General features: G+C 33.7%; 13 protein-coding genes and 1 other RNA gene. 9 read left to right on the forward strand and 5 right to left on the reverse strand.

What is annotated here, in order from left to right; genetic code table 11:
* The first annotated feature begins 17 nt into the window (after positions 1 to 17).
* The 3 genes from CLU81_RS05470 (at position 18) to CLU81_RS05480 (ending at position 4,844) form a co-directional block, all read left to right on the forward strand.
* A complete protein-coding gene (locus tag CLU81_RS05470; RefSeq protein WP_099708901.1) occupies positions 18 to 1,361 on the forward strand; it encodes a hypothetical protein in 1,344 nt (447 codons plus the stop codon).
* Positions 1,362 to 1,495: 134 nt separating this feature from the next.
* Positions 1,496 to 3,469 (forward strand): KUP/HAK/KT family potassium transporter, encoded by a 1,974-nt coding sequence (locus CLU81_RS05475; RefSeq protein WP_099708902.1) that lies wholly within the window; start codon positions 1,496 to 1,498, stop codon positions 3,467 to 3,469.
* Between the two features lie 145 nt (positions 3,470 to 3,614).
* Entirely contained in the window at positions 3,615 to 4,844 is a 1,230-nt protein-coding gene (locus tag CLU81_RS05480) for an RsmB/NOP family class I SAM-dependent RNA methyltransferase (RefSeq protein ID WP_099708903.1), read from the forward strand.
* Positions 4,845 to 5,282: 438 nt separating this feature from the next.
* Here the strand turns inward: CLU81_RS05480 and CLU81_RS05485 are convergent, their stop codons facing one another.
* Positions 5,283 to 6,323: an AMP-binding protein gene (locus CLU81_RS05485; protein WP_099712678.1), complete on the reverse strand. Its 1,041-nt coding sequence runs from the start codon at positions 6,321 to 6,323 to the stop codon at positions 5,283 to 5,285.
* 7 nt (positions 6,324 to 6,330) lie between these two features.
* Positions 6,331 to 7,260 carry a CPBP family intramembrane glutamic endopeptidase gene (locus tag CLU81_RS05490; protein WP_099708904.1) on the reverse strand — a complete coding sequence of 310 codons (930 nt, stop codon included), beginning with the start codon at positions 7,258 to 7,260 and terminating at the stop codon, positions 6,331 to 6,333.
* 147 nt (positions 7,261 to 7,407) lie between these two features.
* On the opposite strand from CLU81_RS05490, the gene CLU81_RS05495 reads away from it, so the two are divergent.
* From CLU81_RS05495 to fumC, 3 genes are all read left to right on the forward strand, one after another.
* Positions 7,408 to 7,752: an ArsC/Spx/MgsR family protein gene (locus CLU81_RS05495; protein WP_099708905.1), complete on the forward strand. Its 345-nt coding sequence runs from the start codon at positions 7,408 to 7,410 to the stop codon at positions 7,750 to 7,752.
* A 93-nt stretch (positions 7,753 to 7,845) separates the two neighbouring features.
* The gene (locus tag CLU81_RS05500; protein ID WP_099708906.1) at positions 7,846 to 10,356 is read left to right on the forward strand and encodes an outer membrane beta-barrel family protein; all 2,511 of its coding nucleotides are present in this window, start codon (positions 7,846 to 7,848) and stop codon (positions 10,354 to 10,356) included.
* An 850-nt stretch (positions 10,357 to 11,206) separates the two neighbouring features.
* On the forward strand, positions 11,207 to 12,592 hold the full coding sequence (fumC, locus tag CLU81_RS05510; RefSeq protein WP_099708907.1) for a class II fumarate hydratase: 1,386 nt from the start codon (positions 11,207 to 11,209) through the stop codon (positions 12,590 to 12,592).
* A gap of 174 nt (positions 12,593 to 12,766) precedes the next feature.
* Here fumC and CLU81_RS05515 read toward each other — a convergent pair whose 3' ends face one another.
* Complete coding sequence (locus CLU81_RS05515) at positions 12,767 to 13,969, reverse strand: NAD(P)-dependent oxidoreductase (RefSeq protein WP_099708908.1); 1,203 nt, start codon at positions 13,967 to 13,969, stop codon at positions 12,767 to 12,769.
* A gap of 240 nt (positions 13,970 to 14,209) precedes the next feature.
* On the opposite strand from CLU81_RS05515, the gene CLU81_RS05520 reads away from it, so the two are divergent.
* From CLU81_RS05520 to CLU81_RS05530, 3 genes are all read left to right on the forward strand, one after another.
* The gene (locus tag CLU81_RS05520) at positions 14,210 to 15,412 is read left to right on the forward strand and encodes a serine hydrolase (RefSeq protein ID WP_099712679.1); all 1,203 of its coding nucleotides are present in this window, start codon (positions 14,210 to 14,212) and stop codon (positions 15,410 to 15,412) included.
* A gap of 67 nt (positions 15,413 to 15,479) precedes the next feature.
* Positions 15,480 to 15,875: a transfer-messenger RNA gene (gene ssrA, locus CLU81_RS05525) on the forward strand.
* Positions 15,876 to 16,012: 137 nt separating this feature from the next.
* Positions 16,013 to 16,831 carry a helix-turn-helix transcriptional regulator gene (locus CLU81_RS05530; RefSeq protein ID WP_099708909.1) on the forward strand — a complete coding sequence of 273 codons (819 nt, stop codon included), beginning with the start codon at positions 16,013 to 16,015 and terminating at the stop codon, positions 16,829 to 16,831.
* 2 nt (positions 16,832 to 16,833) lie between these two features.
* Here CLU81_RS05530 and CLU81_RS05535 read toward each other — a convergent pair whose 3' ends face one another.
* Both CLU81_RS05535 and CLU81_RS05540 read right to left on the reverse strand, forming a co-directional pair.
* Positions 16,834 to 17,280: a hypothetical protein gene (locus CLU81_RS05535; RefSeq protein WP_233209664.1), complete on the reverse strand. Its 447-nt coding sequence runs from the start codon at positions 17,278 to 17,280 to the stop codon at positions 16,834 to 16,836.
* A 330-nt stretch (positions 17,281 to 17,610) separates the two neighbouring features.
* Positions 17,611 to 18,252 carry a porin family protein gene (locus CLU81_RS05540; RefSeq protein WP_099708910.1) on the reverse strand — a complete coding sequence of 214 codons (642 nt, stop codon included), beginning with the start codon at positions 18,250 to 18,252 and terminating at the stop codon, positions 17,611 to 17,613.
* Between the last annotated feature and the right edge of the window lie 18 nt (positions 18,253 to 18,270).

Here is an 18,270-nt window from a genome sequence, read left to right on the forward strand (position 1 = left end):
CTTAATATGATTTTGCCATGAAAACGAAATTACTTTTAATAGCTATTATAGCAATAGGTTTCAGTTCTTGTAAAGCACAAAGCCAAACTACTGTTTATGCAAAAAATTCAGATATCAGCGATAACTTAGATTTAAGAGCGGTTGCTTCTATGTTTGGAGAATCAGCTAATCTTCAGGATTTTGAAAGACGTTTGAACGATCCAAAATATCAAATTTCAAATCTTGACTTAAATGACGACAATGAAGTTGATTATTTAAGAGTTATTGAATCAGTAGAAAACAGAACACACGTTGTAATTATTCAAGCAGTTCTTGATCGCGATGTTTATCAAGACGTTGCTACAATTGATGTAGAAAGAGATAATTATAACAAAGTTAGCGTTCAGGTTGTTGGTAATACTTACTTGTACGGAGACAACTATATCTACGAACCAGTTTACAGCGTTGCTCCAGTTATTTACAGCTCGTTTTGGGTTACAAATTACAGACCATATTATTCTACATGGGGCTGGAATGTATATCCGACTTATTACGCGGCATGGAGACCTTATCCAATTTACAGATATAGAAACAACATAAATGTATGTATCAACGTAAATAATCATTACAATTATGTAAGCACAAGAAGAAGTTATGTTGCGCCAGTTTTATACCAATCAAGACGTAGTTATGGTTATGAAACAAGACGTCCTGACTATGGTTTTTCTCAAAGACATGCTAATGTGACAAACAGATATGATCTTGATCAAAGACGTGTTGCAAGCAGAGATTATAACAGAACTCAAAATACGTACAACACAGACAGATCTAATTCTGGAAGAGTTTCTACTCCATCAGATAACAGAACTCCAAACAGAAATTATACAGACTATAGAACTAACTCTGATAGAAGTTACAACACAAATCGTGTAAGCACAACAAACAGAGACAACTCTGGAACTGTAAACAATCCTGTAAGAGTAGACAGAACAAACTCTGACAGAAGCTACAACACAAATCGTGTAAATACGACAAACAGAGATAATTCTGCAACTGTAAGCAACCCTGTAAGAGTTGGTAATACAAATACTACAAATAACAGAAGAAATTACGGTCAAAATAACGGAAGTTATAACAGAGGTGATTCTCAAAACAACGCAAATACTAACAGAGTTTCGACTCCACAAAGAACAGAATCTCCAAGAAGTTATTCTGATAACAGAGCAAGTGAACCGAGACAACAAGCTCCACAACAGAGACAACAAGCTCCTCAAAACACACAACGTTCTGAAGCTCCGAGAGCAAGCCAGGAATCAAGAGGCAGTCAACCTCAACGTGAAAGCGGATCAGGCAACAGAAGCTATGGCGGAAGAAGAGGTTAATATTAAAATCGCATTTTCAGATAAAAATCAAAAGCACAATTTAACGATTGTGCTTTTTTTTATCTTTTTAATTATAATTGATGCTAATTTGTTTTAAAACAGTAAATTTGCAACCGTCTTTTATAAAAACATACATGAGCGCATCGCATAAAAACTTACATAGTAAGTTGTCTATAGGGGGTTTATTGATAACACTGGGAATTATTTATGGAGATATTGGTACTTCTCCATTATATGTAATGAAAGCCATACTTGGCGATTATGCAATTAATGCCGATATTGTTTTAGGTGGTATTTCTTGTGTTTTCTGGACATTGACTTTGCAAACTACAATTAAGTACGTACTTATTACTTTAAGTGCCGACAATCATGGTGAAGGTGGGATTTTTGCTCTTTATGCTTTAGTTAAAAAAACAAAGATTCAGTGGCTCATTGTGCCCGCCATTATTGGAGGAAGTGCCTTACTTGCGGACGGAATTATAACGCCGCCCATCTCGATTTCATCTGCTGTAGAAGGTATTAGAGCTTTCTATCCAACGATGGAAACAGAGACAATTGTTTATATTGTTATCGGGATTTTATTCATTCTATTTACAATTCAACAATTTGGAACTAAACTAGTTGGTAAGTTTTTCGCACCAATGATGTTGATCTGGTTTGCCATGTTGGGAACTTTGGGTGCTATTCAAATCATGAATCATCCTGAGGTTGTAAAAGCTATTAATCCATACTACGCATATCACTTATTATCGATACATCCTGATGGATTTTTCGTTCTTGGTTTTGTATTTTTATGTACAACAGGAGCCGAAGCTTTGTACTCAGACATGGGACACTGCGGAAGAAAAAACATTAGAATTAGCTGGATTTTTGTAAAAACTACTTTAGTATTAAACTACTTTGGTCAGGCAGCCTATTTAATTCATCATGAAGGAAGCACTTTGCAACAATTAGGCGGAGAAAACGGGAATCCATTTTACCTGATTATGCCACATTGGTTTTTACCATTTGGAATTGTAGTTGCAACTCTTGCTGCTGTAATTGCCTCTCAAGCGCTTATCAGTGGATCATTTACTTTGATCAACGAAGCAATGCGTTTGAATTTCTGGCCGAAAGTAAAAATCAAATATCCTACTGAAGTAAAAGGACAATTATATATTCCGTCAATTAACTGGTTATTATTCTTTGGTTGTGTTGGAATCGTTTTACACTTTCAGAAATCAGGAAATATGGAGCACGCATATGGTCTTGCAATCATTTTGTGTATGATCATGACTACGATTTTACTTAATTATTATCTAATAATGAAAAGAGTAAAACTGTATTTAATGGTTCCGCTTATCACAATTTATTTATTGATTGAGTTCAGTTTCTTGTTTGCAAATATCACAAAGTTTGCCGAAGGTGGTTACGTAACATTAATCATTGCAATACTTTTGATTTCGATTATGACGATTTGGTATTTAGCTAAGAAAATCAACAAAAGCTATACTAAAATCATCAAAATTGACGATTATAAAAAAGTATTAATGGAGTTAAGCGAAGACTTATCTATCCCGAAATACGCAACGCATTTGGTTTATATGACTAATGCAAACCGTGTTGATGAACTGGAGGAAAAAGTAATTTACTCAATTTTACAAAAACGTCCAAAAAGAGCTGATATTTACTGGTTTGTACACGTAAACATTCTTACAGAACCTTATAAAACACAATATAAAGTTACTGAAATTGCAAAAGACGATATCTACAGAATCGATTTTAACTTAGGATTCAGAGAACCTACAAAAATCAATTTGATGTTTAGAGAAGTAATCCGAGATATGGTAAAACGTGGCGAAGTAGATATTACAAGCCGTTACGAATCTTTGAACAAAAACAACATTATTGGCGATTTCAAATTTGTATTGTCTGAGAAATTCTTATCAAATGATAACGATTTAAGATGGCACGAAAATATTATCATGAACTCTTACTTCTTTATCAAGAAACTGAGTTTATCTGAAGAAAGAGCTTTTGGTTTAGATAGTAGTTCTGTTAAAATAGAGAAATTCCCAATGGTGCTTCACGCTCCGGAAAATATCGGATTGACCAGAATTATAAAATAAAGCATTTACAAATACATTCAAAAAACACTCTTTTAAACTTATTAGAGTGTTTTTTTTTCTTTTTAAAGAAAGTTAAAACAACAATCAAAATTAAAAATTTAACTTTCAATCAATTAATAGTACCTTTGCAACTCAAATAATTAAAATGAGATTACACAGAAATTTAGTTTATACTACCATCGATTCTTTAAATGCAATTTTCAATGAAGGAGAATATGCAGATAAAGTGGTAGCTAGAGCCTTAAAAAAAGACAAACGTTGGGGAAGTTCTGACAGGAAGTTTGTTGCTGAAACGATATACGAAATTGTTCGTTGGAAACGATTATATGCAGAAATTGCCGAAGTAAAAGAACCTTTCGATAGAGATAATTTATGGAGAATGTTTGCTGTTTGGGCAGTTTTAAGAGGATATCCAATTCCTGATTGGAGACAATTAGAAGGAACTCCTGAAAGAAAAATTAAAGGACGTTTTGACGAACTTTCAAAAGTCAGAGCACTTAAAGAATCTATTCCGGATTGGATGGATGAATTGGGTGTAAAAGAATTAGGAGAAAAAGTTTGGTCGACAGAAATTGCGGCTCAAAACCAACCTGCTAAAGTTATTTTAAGAACAAATACTCTTAAAGGAACTAAAGAAAGTTTGAGAAACACGTTGATGGATTTGAATATTGAAACAGAATATTTAAAAGATCAACCTGAAGCTTTAGTTTTAAAAGAAAGAGCAAACGTGTTTTTAACTGATGCTTTTAAACAAGGACTTTTTGAAGTGCAGGATGCAAACTCACAATTGGTTGCCGGTTTTCTTGATGTAAAACCAGGAATGCGTGTTGTTGATACTTGCGCCGGAGCTGGAGGAAAAACATTGCATATTGCCTCTTTGATGGAAAACAAAGGACAATTGATCGCAATGGATTTATACGAAAGCAAACTGAAACAATTGAAATTAAGAGCAAAAAGGAATGGCGCTTTTAATATTGAATATCGTATTATCGATACCACAAAAGTGATCAAAAAACTACACGAGAAAGCTGATCGTGTTTTAATCGATGCGCCTTGTAGTGGTTTAGGAGTTCTTAAAAGAAATCCTGATGCAAAATGGAAATTACAACCTGAATTTATTGATAACATTCGTAAAGTACAAGCTGAAGTTTTAGAAAGCTATTCTAAAATTGTAAAACCAGGTGGAAAACTGGTTTATGCAACTTGTTCGGTTTTACCATCTGAAAACCAAGAGCAAGTAGAAAAGTTCTTAAAAACAGAAATCGGAAAGCAATTTACTTTTATTAAAGATCGTAAGATTCTAGCTTCTGAATCTGGTTTCGACGGATTCTATATGGCATTGTTAGAACGCAAAAATGCTGTGATTGCAGAATAATTCAGACACATCAAAATAAAAAGAAAGCCTTTAGAAAATTAAATCTAAAGGCTTTTTTATTTTTACTCCTCACCATATAAGTGATATAAGTTCATTTAAAGTTTGTGGCATTTATAATCCCTACAGGCAATATCATTAAGTCATGGAAAGATCTATAATGCTATAGCAAACAAATCTCTCGAAAAGACTCAAACCCGAAGCTTCGGGAGCAAAGATTTTGTCATTTCGAGGAACGAGAAATCTCCGCGAGAAGCTCGACAAAGATTGGATTCTCGTTGCGGAGTTACTTGCGAAGATTTCTCGTTCCTCGAAATGACAAGATTGCGTTTAAACATAAGAGTTTTACGATATTGATTTTATTTTCTAAAAAATATTGAACTTCGAAACAATACAAAAACAGCTTTCTAAATGAACTTACATCACTTATATGGTAAAAAACTACACCAAGCTAGGTTTACGCAATAACTTCCCGTTTTCATTCTCTTTAAACTTTGGAACAAAAACAATTTTTTTTGGTTTTTCAAATTTCCCAAGAACATCAAAAAAGTCAGATGCAAATTCTTGTTTTTCACCTTCTATAACCAGAATTAATTTTTCGCCTAAAATAGTATCTGGAATTCCGGTTACAAAAAATCTGGCGTCTATTTTCCCCGTTAGCTTTGCTTCGATTTGCTCCGGAATCAGCTTCACTCCTCCGCTATTAATCACATTATCGATTCTTCCTAAAAAGATAAACTGATTCTCATTTACCAATTCTACAAGATCATTCGTAACAATTGGTTCATCAGAAATAGACGGAATTGTAATTACTAAACAATCGCGATTATCTTTAGCAATTTTCACATTTGGTAAAATCGAAAATACGCTATCGCCTACTTTTTTGGCAGCAATATGTGTAATGGTTTCGGTCATTCCGTATGTTTCGTAGATTTCGGTTTTTAATGGCAAAAGTTTCTCTTCGAGAGAACTATCCATTTTGGCACCACCAATAATCAGTTTCTTTACATTTTTCAAACCTTCGATTGAATTTTGAACTTGCAAAGGCACCATTGCTACAAAATCATATTTTGTCGAATTATTCACTAATGGCTCTGTACTAGGCGAAACAACATCAAGTTCCAAACCTAAAATCAAGCTTCGAACCAGCATCATTTTTCCAGCTATAAACTGAACCGGCAAGCACAATAAAGCTTTATTTCCAGGCTCTAAAGCAAAGAAATCTCCCGTCGCTAATGCAGACTGAATCATGGCTTGTTTTTCTAAACGAACTAATTTAGGAAGTCCCGTTGTTCCGGAAGTTGTCATTTCGATATAATCTTTATCATCAAACCAATCCAGCAAAAATTCACCGATGGCTCTTTCATAAACATCACCTTCTTTGATGTAACTATATCCTACCGTACATAAATCTTTTCCGTTTAAATGATAACCATTTAGCTTGAAATAATTATGTACATTTTTATGTGTTAAGTTTGGCATTTTAATATTAATTTGTTGATTGTAAAACATTTATTTTACCCGTTAATCTTTCTTTCCAATTGGTCCAGTTGTATTTTTTACTAAAAATAAAAAGCAAAATAGGATAAACTACTACAACTGGCAAAATCACATCAAAACCCGCCGAAGGCTCAGACATATCTTTGAAAATCGAGTTTGTCTGAAAAACAGACCAATCTGATGTAACCAATAAAGCTCCAATCAAATTGTTTGCAGCATGAAATCCTAAAGCTAGTTCCATTCCTTCATCCATAAGCGTGATGATTCCTAAAAACAAACCCGTTCCTATATAATAGATCATTATAATATTTCCCATTTTGGTCACTTCAGGATTAAACCAATGCATCGAACCAAAAATAAGCGACGTCATCATAAGTGGAAACCATCTATTTTGGGCCAAATTTGCGAATCCCTGCATTAAATAACCTCTAAAAACATATTCTTCGGTACTGGTTTGAATAGGAATCAATATCGATCCAATCACAACTAAAATTAAGAATGGAACTAATTTAAAATTCCACACAAAATTCTCAGGTGATTTGAAGTAAACAAACAAGAAACTTAAAATTGAGAAAAAGGACCATAAAAGGAATGAAAATAAAATACGGTTCCAATCTATTTTTTTTCTTGAAGTAGTAATAGACAAAAGCGTTTGATGGTGCACATATTTTACCACAAACCAGACTCCGGCAAGGGCAAATGCAAAAGAAATCATAACTAAAAACAATGTTAGATTTGGCTCAAAAATTTTCAAAGCCGCATCACTATTCGTTGGAAAAGCGCCTTTGCCATTATATCCAAAATAAACCGCTATTGAAAAAGGAATCTGCCCGATGAATGAAGCCGTAATAATAAAAACTGATCCTATCAAATATTTCCAAAAAACATTTTCAGGCTTAATTCCTTGTTCTAAAAACATAAATTTAAAATTTTAAAAATGAGAAATAATATCTTTAATAATCCAGCATTAAAAGATATTTAAATTAATAAGTAAATCTTATTTTTGGTCTTGCTAAAGTACCAAAAATTTACTTTAACTTAATTAGAACACCTTAAATATAATAAAATGATACAAGTTTACCATAATCCACGTTGCGGAAAATCAAGAAATTGTTTGGCATTTATCGAGCAAACCAATCAAAAATATAAGATTATTCCTTATTTAACAGAGACTCCAACTTTTAATGAACTAAAAGATTTACTTGGGAAATTAAATCTGGATCCGATACAATTAGTTCGCATAAAAGAAAAAATCTGGATCGAAAATTACAAAGGAAAAGAATTGACAAACGACGAAATTCTCCAAGCGATGATTGACAATCCTATTTTAATAGAACGTCCAATTGTAATCAAAGACGGAAAAGCCATTATTGGAAGAGATTTAGATAATGTCGCTTCTTTTTTAGAATAGTTATAAAAAGCCATATTAACATTTTTTTGTGATTCTTGTCTTTAAACCAAAAGGTACATTTGCGGTCTAAGAAGAAAAAGACACCAAAAAACGATGAAAAAAATCAAATTCGCTGTATTACTTGTATTCCTTTTTACAAGTTTTTACAACTATGCACAACAACCTCCAGCTGGTAAAAACAAAGTAAAAGTTACCGGACAAGTTTTCGAAAAAGTAAGCAAGCAACCGCTTGAATACGCTACAATTTCGTTAATGGCTCCAAATGACACTAAAGTTATTGCCGGTGGAATCACAAATCCAAAAGGGGAATTTGAGGTTGCTGTTGCTCCGGGAACTTATGATATAAAAGTTGAATTTATTTCGTTTAAAGCAACTGAGATCAAAGGAAAAAATATTTCAGGAGATACTAATTTAGGAGTTGTAAATCTATCTGAAGATGCCGCACAATTGAATGAAGTTGTCGTTCGTGCCGAAAAATCAACAGTAGAAATAAAACTAGACAAAAAAGTATACAATGTTGGTCAGGACATGATGGTAAAAGGTGGAACTGTAAGTGACGTTCTGGACAATGTACCATCGGTTTCTGTTGATACAGAAGGAAACGTAAGTTTAAGAGGAAGTGATAATATCCGAATCTTAATTGACGGAAGGCCTTCAAACGCAATCAATGTTGCTGAAGCATTACGTCAGCTTCCTGCTGATGCTATTGACAAAGTCGAAGTTATTACCAATCCATCAGCACGTTACGATGCCGAAGGTGGATCAGGAATCATCAATATCATTCTTAAAAAAGGAAAAAATCAAGGTTTAAACGGAACTTTCATTGCCTCAACGGGACTTCCTGAAACGTATGGTTTAAGCGGAAACTTAAATTATAAAACAGAGAAACTAAACTACTTTACAACTCTTGGATACAACAGTAGAACAAGTGAAGGTGCAGGTTTAACAAACACTGAATATCTTGATGCAAACGGAATTCCAAAAGGATATCTTGACGAAGATCGTGATACTAAAAGAACTTCTGACGGATTTAACGGAAGAGCTGGTATAGAATGGACTGTTGCTCCAAATACATTCTGGACAAACGCTATTAACTACCAAAAAAATTCCGGCGATACAAGAGATTATATCACTTATAGTAATTTTGACGCGGCACATGCTTTTACAGGCAATTCATACCGATTAAATGATGGTGTTACCGGAAGTGAAAACGTAGAATATACGTCAAACTTAATCAAGAACTTCAACGATAAAGGACACAAACTTACTGCCGATTTATCGATTTCAAGAAATACAGACGATAGTAATAGCACCATTACAGCATCACCAAATTTCAATACTTCATTGAATGATCAGGTTCAGAAACAAATACAATTACAAGCAGATTATGTATTGCCATTAGGCGAAGGAAGTCAGTTTGAAGCCGGATACAAAGGAAGTTTTGGCGACCTGAACAACGAATATATAATAACCGGCATTGACGGTAAACCAGATCCGGATCTTTCAAATACTTTAGAATACAAGGAAAACATAAACGCAATTTATACGCAATACGGTTTCAAAGTAAATAAGTTCTCTTATTTATTTGGATTGCGTTGGGAAGATACCAATATTCAGGTTAATTTACTTGATACTAACAATTTCAACAGTAAAAAATACAACAATTTATTTCCAAGTGCATTTGTTAGTTACGAAATTTCAGATAAAAGCAACTTCACAGCAAGTTACAGCAAGCGTTTGACAAGACCTAGAGGACGTTTCATGAATCCTGCGACGAATTACTCAAGTAACGTAAATATCTTTCAGGGGAATCCGGACTTAGATCCATCTTTGACAGATAAATTCGATATTGGATACATCAAACGTTGGGATAAATTAACTTTTAATACCTCAGCATATTTCGAAAACACAAAAGACGTTTTCAGTTTCGTGAGAACTCCTACAGGTAAAGTTGTAACTCCTGATGGTCAGGTCATAACTCCTACACCGGGTCAACCAGTAGATGGAATTCCGGTTATTTTAAGCCGACCTATTAACTTAGGAAAAGAGCAAAAATTTGGTTTTGAGTTTACGCTGAATTACACACCATTCAAAATATGGAGAATCAACAGTAACTTCAACTTTTACAACGTAAAAACTACCGGAGATAACACATATATCGATTTTAACGGAAATACAGTTGTACAAAATCTAGACAATCAAGCTAATACTTGGTTTGCCAGAATCAACTCAAAATTAACATTACCGTACAAAATAGACTGGCAATTAAGCGGTACTTATAATGGTGAACAAAAAACAGCTCAAGGTAAAAACTTAGGTCAGTTTGGTATGAATACGGCGTTTAGCAAAGATGTTCTAAAAGACAAAGCAACGATAGCCTTCAATATTAGCGATATTTTCAACTCAAGAATTATGAAGTCTTACACTTATCTTGAAAACGATGTGACACACGAAAGCCAAAACGCTTATAGCGAAATGCAATTCCGTAGACGTCAATTCAATTTATCGTTTACCTATCGTTTTAACAAAGCCAAAAGCGATCGAGATAAAAATGCAGCACCTAAAAATGATGGAAATGATGGCGGAGGAGATTATCCGGGATAATATAAGTTAAAAACTAAACGTAAATTTAACCGCAAAGTACGCAAGGTTTTTTATTTATAAGATTTTATACAAACGCAAAGTTCGCAAAGCTGTAATTGATAAAGCTTTGCGAACTTTGCGTTTATAATAATAAGACAAAACCTTGCGTACTTTGCGGTAAAATTTATCCCTTTATTTTATCAGCATTAAGGTTTTCCGTCTCGCTATAGAAATTCATTAAACAAAAAAAAGGACTCGTATAAACGGGTCCTTTCTTATTGAAGTCAATTTAAAATTAAATTGATTGCTCTTCTTGTCTCTTTTTTGCTCTTTTCTCTTTGAACATTTCCCAGCTTGCTCCCGTAACCCAATAAGATACGAAACCAACTAAGAAAAACATCAACCAAAACCCTATAGTTAGTATGGTCAAGAAAAGTAAAAAGCCTAAGTACTGTGAAAATTCAAACATGTTTTCCGGAATTTTTGAATGTAAGGACAAATGTAAGTTTTATATTTTTCGTTAGCAATAAAATCCAAATCAATTTTTATAAAATCACAATAATCCGTATATTTAAACTCATTTTAAATAAGGATTTTTTCCGATAATTATTTAACTATCTAAATTAGAAGAATATGAATGTTTTCAGGAGCTGTTTCCCGCTATCCGCTACAATCTTTTATGTTTTTAAAGAAAAAACAAAAAAGGATTTTCACTTCTATCGGGGCTAAAAATTCATTTTCATAAGAACTTTCAATCATAAAAGAAAAAGATCAGTTTTTATCCGCGTCTTTACGAAGTAAATCAGCGTCATCCGCGTCCCATTCACCGCAACATTTTACAAATCACATATAACCTTTTACAAATAACAACATGAAATACAGAATAGAGAAAGATACGATGGGAGAAGTTCAGGTTCCAGCCGATAAATATTGGGGAGCACAAACAGAACGTTCCCGAAATAATTTCAAAATCGGACCATCGGCATCAATGCCACACGAAATCATTGAAGGCTTTGCTTATCTTAAAAAAGCTGCCGCTTATGCAAACTATGATTTAGGCGTTTTACCAATCGAAAAACGTGATGCGATCGCAGCCGTTTGCGACGAAATTCTTGCCGGACAATTAAACGACGAATTTCCGCTTGTAATCTGGCAAACCGGTTCAGGAACACAAAGTAACATGAACGTTAATGAAGTTATTGCCAATCGTGCACAAGTTCTAAAAGGATTTAATATTGGCGAAGGCGAACAATTTATCAAAGCCAACGATGATGTTAACAAATCACAATCATCAAACGACACTTTCCCAACCGGAATGCATATTGCAGCTTACAAAATGATTGTTGAAACCACAATTCCCGGTGTCGAAAAATTACACACGACTTTAGTTAAAAAAGCAGCAGAATTTAAAGATGTTGTCAAAATTGGACGTACACATCTTATGGATGCAACACCATTAACATTAGGACAGGAAATCTCAGGATATGCCGCTCAATTATCATTCGGATTAAAAGCGCTTAAAAATACTTTAGCTCACTTATCAGAAATTGCTTTGGGCGGAACCGCAGTAGGAACCGGATTGAATACTCCAAAAGGATACGATGTAAAAGTTGCTGAGTACATTGCGAAATTCACGAATCATCCTTTCATCACAGCCGAGAATAAATTTGAAGCTTTGGCTGCTCACGATGCAATTGTAGAAACACACGGCGCTTTGAAACAACTGGCAGTTTCTTTGAATAAAATTGCAAATGATGTTAGAATGTTAGCTTCTGGACCGCGTTCAGGAATTGGCGAAATCCATATTCCGGAAAACGAACCTGGATCATCAATCATGCCCGGAAAAGTAAACCCAACACAATGCGAAGCCTTAACAATGGTTTGTGCACAAGTAATAGGAAACGATATGGCAATTGCCGTTGGCGGAATGCAAGGACATTATGAACTAAATGTCTTCAAACCTGTAATGGCAGCAAACTTTTTACAATCTGCAAGACTTTTGGGCGATGCTTGTATTTCCTTCGACGAACATTGCGCACAAGGAATCGAACCAAACTACAAACGAATAAAAGAACTTGTAGACAATTCGTTAATGTTAGTTACCGCTTTAAATACAAAAATCGGTTATTATAAAGCCGCCGAAATTGCACAAACAGCTCACAAAAACGGAACTACTCTAAAAGACGAAGCCGTTCGTTTGGGTTATGTAACTCCCGAAGATTTTGACGCGTGGGTAAAACCGGAGGAAATGGTTTAAAATAATTGTGAATTATGAATTATAAATTATTTTAAAGCCTTAATTATAGTTTACCATTATGCACTAGCACAAAAAAAAAGAGCTTTCTAAATTTTTTAGAAAGCTCTTTTTTATAAAACATAATCCTCAATTAAGATTGCAAAACATTCACAATTTATAATTCATAATTCATAATTATTTACCGTCTACATAATCTTGCAAATAAGCAAATCTTGGAGTTAACTTTCCGTTTTCGGTTATTTTTGCGCGTTTTAGGATTCCGTCTTTATCATTATTAAAGAAAGCAGGAATTACGTGTTCCATGAATTGCTCTCCAAAACCTTCACTTGCATCTTTTGGGATTTCGCATGGCAAATTATCAACCGCCATTACGACAACCGCTGCAGGATGAAAAACATCTACTTCTCTATCTTCCAAAGGAAAATAGCCATATAAAGGTTCTGCAATTGTCGAAGAACGCAAAGTACAGGCAATTGGTCCGTTTACATCGCATGAAATATCAGCTACAACTTTAAGTTTGCAATCATTGGCATTTAGCATTTCTTTTGTCAAAATCATTGGAGCTCCACTTGCATAAAAATGACCTGCAAAATAAATATCTGTGACTTTAGTAAATTTTTCGAAATCAGAAACATAAGCTTCCGGATGTGCAATAAAATCATTAAAATCTAAAACCTCACCGTCGATACGTTTATTATATTCTAAAACATCCAACTGAACATAAACAGCTTGTGTATAATTTTTAGTTAGATAATTCTCAACTGTTATTTCTTTTATTTTAATGGCATCCAGAATTTCTTTGGCTCCGCTCCCAACCTTTCCAGTTCCAGTGATTACAAACTTCAAAGCTGGCATTGTAATACGCTTCAAATGCTTAATTAAATCGTCTTTGCCTGCAAGAGTTTCCGCTTTTGGTAATTTGAACAATTCAAATTTTATCCCAAAAGCACGGATTCCGTTGTAAACACCAACCATTCCGGCATATTTTCCAAAACCAATTAAACGTCGATTTTCTGCATCAACAATAGTTTCATGATCATACAAATCGATATTCTTCTCTAAAATAGCTTGTAATAATTTTCTATTGTAAGGTTGCTTTTTGATGGTATGAGAAAAGAAAAAATAAGCTTTATTTGGAATTAAATTTTCTACAGGAACTTCTTTTACACCAAATAAAACATCACAACCAGAAACATCTTCTGTAACGGTAATGCCCATACTTTTATACTGAAGGTCTGAAAAAATTCTGATATCTGAACTTTCTACCTCAACAACAGCATCGTGATACGTTTGTTTGAGTTTTGCCAATTCACCCGGAGCAAAAACAACACGGCGATCTGGTGGGCTTTTTCTTTCTTTTATGATTCCAAATTTCATTTAAATAGGTTTGAAGTAATTATTAATATAACTTTTTGCATCTAATTTGTTTCAAATATAACAATTTCAGTTAAAGTTTTGTTGTCAAAATACAATTTAGAATCTTTAAAAACCGTTAAAAGCTGAATAACAATCGACTAAATAAAAATCAAGTTAATATTATGTTAAAAACTGCTTTTTGGCTAACTAAAAATATCAAAACATAAATATTGAATTCGATATATTTGTTTTTCAAGAATGATGCAAATGAATTTCCTTAAGAGAACAAATATACCACAAATACTTATTCTAATTTTAGTTTTAAGTTCGTGTGGAAAAGATAAAAAAACGAGTGTTGACAAAGCTTCAACAATAGAAGATACCTTACCAAAAATGAAGCCTTTAGGTCCTGAAAAACGAATTTCACAAGCCTATATAAATTCAGTAGCCGGAAGAATAAATCACTTTTACAACAAGAACTGGCCAAACAATAGTATGAACGGAAGTTTTTTGGTTGCCAGAAATGGTCAAATTATTTTTGAACGCTATAATGGTTATGCAAACAAAAATGAAGGAACTAAAATAACCGCCAATACACCTGTTCAAATTGCTTCTGTAAGTAAAGTTCTTACTGCAACAGCGGTTTTAAAATTGGTTAATGCCGGCAAAATTGATTTGGATCAAAAGGTAAATACGATTTTAAAAACGTTTCCGTACGAAGATTGTACCGTTAGAATGTTGTTAAGTCACCGTAGCGGAATGCGTAATTATGCTTATTTCACAGATCATGATAAATCGGTTTGGGACAGACATAATCAGCTTACCAATCAAGATATTTTAGACATTCTAGCCACAAAAAATATTGGATTAGAATCAAAAACAGGAACACGTTTTGGTTATTGCAATACTAATTATGCAATGCTGGCACTTATAATTGAAAAAATTACGGGTTTAAAATATAAGGAAGCAATGTCTCAAATGATTTTCAAACCTTTGGGAATGACAAATACTTATGTTTTTGACGATGATAAAGATCGTAAAACAATTGTACCTTCTTATAAAGGTAATGGTGCAGAAATTGGTTTTGATTATCTGGACAATGTTTACGGAGACAAAAACATTTTCTCTACCGTTAGAGATCTTTTGAAATTTGACAGAGCCAGAAATTCACCTGACTTTTTGAAACCGGCTTTATTAAAAGAAGTTTATACTGGTAACAGCAATGAACGAAAAGGAACGAAAAATTACGGTTTAGGAATTAGAATGATTAATTGGGAAACCGGACAAAATTATTATTTCCACAATGGATGGTGGCATGGAAATACCTCATCTTATATTCCTTTGATGAAAGAGCATGTGACCATTATTGCATTATCTAACAAGATGACCAGAAACACTTATGCTGTTCGTAAACTGGCTCCTATTTTTGGTGATTATCCTTTTAATTTTAAAGACGAAGAATAATATTATTTTTCTGTAAATTTTATTACCAAAGTAACTTCAAATAGTATAAATTTGCAAACTCATTTTTGGGGTCGACTGGTTTTGACAGCAAGTCGAATTGAAAAGTAAGCACGTCGAGCATTGAGACCTTGCTCGTAAATATAAGATCTTACAATTTTACACGGCGAAAATAACTACGCTTTAGCTGCATAATCTGAATTATAGTAAGATTAGCCACGTCCCTATAAGATAGGGAAGCTGGATTCTCCTTGAAAGCCTTGGTTTGTGGCGGTCAGTACAGGGGAACCGTAAAAATAGACCTAGATTTCCATGAGCTTCGGGTGGATTTCGAAATTAAGAAGATAAGTGTTGAGTGGTTGTTCCTGACCTAGCTCAACATCGAAAATTCAATCAGGAAATAAACGCGTAGAAAGCTCTTTAGTTGCTTGTTTGGACCCGGGTTCGATTCCCGGCGACTCCACAAAAAAAATCGCAATCACCATATTTTTAGGTAATTGCGATTTTTTTATTTTATACATTATTTCCTATTACATTTTTTTCTAATTTCGAACAAGCTATTAATCAATAGATTAATTTCGAATTACGGCAAAAAATAATTTTATGGAGATTTTACCTTCCGCTGTTTTAGCGCCATATATAAAGAATTATACCGTTGTTACGATTAACAAACATCTTAATAACGAAGTTTTTTATCCAAGTGGATATGTAGATTTTATTGTCAATATTTCCGAAGGTGCTGCCGCAACTATTATCAATGGCAAACGAAAAGACACACCGGCGATAGAATTGCTGGGGCATCTTACTCTTCCTACCCGACTTACTGTTGCGCAAGGCACTTCGGTACTTATAGCGAGAATTTATCCGTATGCAAGTGCATTGTTTTTTTCTGATCCTTTATCTGAATTTACGAACTATGCAACCGATATGTACGATGTTGCATTGAGCGAAAATAGGGAATTGTATTTTCGGATTATGGAAACAAATGAACTCGCTTCTAAAATTAATATCTTAGAAACTCATTTTCTTCAGCAATTGAAAAAAAATGAAGCTCGATTAAAGAAAGTATCAATCGTTCAGGCTATTAATCAACAGCTTTTATTTAATGATCAGCAATTGGATTTACCTGCTCTGGCGAAACATTCAGGGTTATCAGAAAGATATATTCAAAAGCTTTATCTCTCAAATATTGGTATCAGTCCTGCAGCTTTTACTTCGGTAATGCGATTTAATAAAAGCTTGCAACTGGTGCTTAATACCTCGCAATCGTTGACTGAGATTGCTTACGACTGCGGGTATTATGATCAGGCTCATTTTATTAAAGAGTTCAGAAAGTTTACAGGCATTACTCCTTCTGTTTCCAGAAATTCACTACTTAAAAATGATACCGATTTTCAGCAAGCTGTTAACATTGGTTTCTAGATTTACTTCGCCGGATGATTGCTGCTAAACATGTCGCGATGCATCTTCCATCCGTTTTTAGTGTTTTTCCAAATGACAATCACTTTTCCGTCGTCTAGTTTTTTACCATCCATATCAGTCATTTCATAAAAACTTTCCTCTGTTACAGAAGTTTTACCATCTCCATACAAATGCTGAATCATAAACTTAACATACACTTTGGGTCCGCCTTTAAAGAATGCGAGCATTTGAGCACCTCCACATACGGGTTCTCCATTAGGCGGAAACAAACAGGCATCATCGGTATATCTGGTGAGAATAGATCCGTCGTTTTTGTTAGCAAGATCTGCATAAATCTCATTACTGGCTTCTATTGCCTTTCTTGCAGACTTTAATGCAGGAGTTTCAGTTTGAGCATTACACCAAAAGGTAAGCATCAATAATCCGTTTAGAATAATTCCTTTTTTCATTGTATTTGTTTTTTTATACAAACAAAGGAAGTAATTCTGAAAAGCAGGAAATTGTAAAATTACGAACAACTTTCGCTTTAAGCGTTCTATATAAAAACCTCATCAAGTTTACAACAACACTCTTCATTCAGGATTTTCAAAACTTATTATTGATATTGTAATTAAATATTCAATTATGATTTCTAAATTCCACAAAAAAAAAGCCCGTAAATAAAATATCTACAGGCTTTTTTACTTTAATAAAAATACGTTTCTATAACCTCTACAAGTCAAAACCAGAGAGTTCTATTTTCTCTAAATAGCTTTGGAAACATAAAAAACTAATTCATTCTATTTAAAAAAGTAACCAATTGTTATTTGAAATACTCGGTTTTTCATATCATTATTAATGAAGTGATTTGCATCTCCTTCTTTGAAAGCATTCGAATACGAAATGTTATATCTTGCGTCTGCATAGAATTTATCTTTAAATTGATAACCCAATCCAAAATTTACAGAAGTATCGATACCTGTTGAATAATCTTTCAGATTGAAACTTTCGTGATTTTCATATCCTAAAAAATTATCCTGATATTTATTATTTGCCTTTAAAAGTATTCCTATTTGAGGTCCTGCTTGTATGCTTAATCCTTCGAATACATAATATTTTAGCATTACAGGAATGTTCAGATAATTCAGGTCTATTGTACTTTTATAATGCGAATTGGTTACGTCTTTATCAGAAAAAGAAGTTTTTGATCCTTGCTGACTGTATAACAATTCCGGTTGAAGCGAAAAGCTTTTAGCCATTGGAATTTCGACCATAAACCCTGCCGTGAATCCCGTTTTGCTTGATGAGTTTAGTTCGCTTTCATCAAAATTAAGGCTTGCTAAATTTAAACCTGCTTTTACACCTAGTTTAATTTTTTGGGTTTGAGCCATAACAGTCACACCAAAAAATAGTGTGCATATAATGAGCATTGATTTTTTCATATGTATATAATTTGTTTT

This window comes from Flavobacterium sp. 9, assembly GCF_002754195.1.
In the GTDB taxonomy this organism is placed as follows: Bacteria; Bacteroidota; Bacteroidia; order Flavobacteriales; family Flavobacteriaceae; genus Flavobacterium.

Coding starts and splice junctions, on each gene's coding strand:
- CLU81_RS05470 (WP_099708901.1), top strand. CDS start 18: ATGAAAACGAAATTACTTTTAATAGCTATTATAGCAATAGGTTTCAGT.
- CLU81_RS05475 (WP_099708902.1), top strand. CDS start 1,496: ATGAGCGCATCGCATAAAAACTTACATAGTAAGTTGTCTATAGGGGGT.
- CLU81_RS05480 (WP_099708903.1), top strand. CDS start 3,615: ATGAGATTACACAGAAATTTAGTTTATACTACCATCGATTCTTTAAAT.
- CLU81_RS05485 (WP_099712678.1), bottom strand. CDS start 6,323: ATGCCAAACTTAACACATAAAAATGTACATAATTATTTCAAGCTAAAT.
- CLU81_RS05490 (WP_099708904.1), bottom strand. CDS start 7,260: ATGTTTTTAGAACAAGGAATTAAGCCTGAAAATGTTTTTTGGAAATAT.
- CLU81_RS05495 (WP_099708905.1), top strand. CDS start 7,408: ATGATACAAGTTTACCATAATCCACGTTGCGGAAAATCAAGAAATTGT.
- CLU81_RS05500 (WP_099708906.1), top strand. CDS start 7,846: ATGAAAAAAATCAAATTCGCTGTATTACTTGTATTCCTTTTTACAAGT.
- fumC (WP_099708907.1), top strand. CDS start 11,207: ATGAAATACAGAATAGAGAAAGATACGATGGGAGAAGTTCAGGTTCCA.
- CLU81_RS05515 (WP_099708908.1), bottom strand. CDS start 13,969: ATGAAATTTGGAATCATAAAAGAAAGAAAAAGCCCACCAGATCGCCGT.
- CLU81_RS05520 (WP_099712679.1), top strand. CDS start 14,210: ATGCAAATGAATTTCCTTAAGAGAACAAATATACCACAAATACTTATT.
- CLU81_RS05530 (WP_099708909.1), top strand. CDS start 16,013: ATGGAGATTTTACCTTCCGCTGTTTTAGCGCCATATATAAAGAATTAT.
- CLU81_RS05535 (WP_233209664.1), bottom strand. CDS start 17,280: ATGAAAAAAGGAATTATTCTAAACGGATTATTGATGCTTACCTTTTGG.
- CLU81_RS05540 (WP_099708910.1), bottom strand. CDS start 18,252: ATGAAAAAATCAATGCTCATTATATGCACACTATTTTTTGGTGTGACT.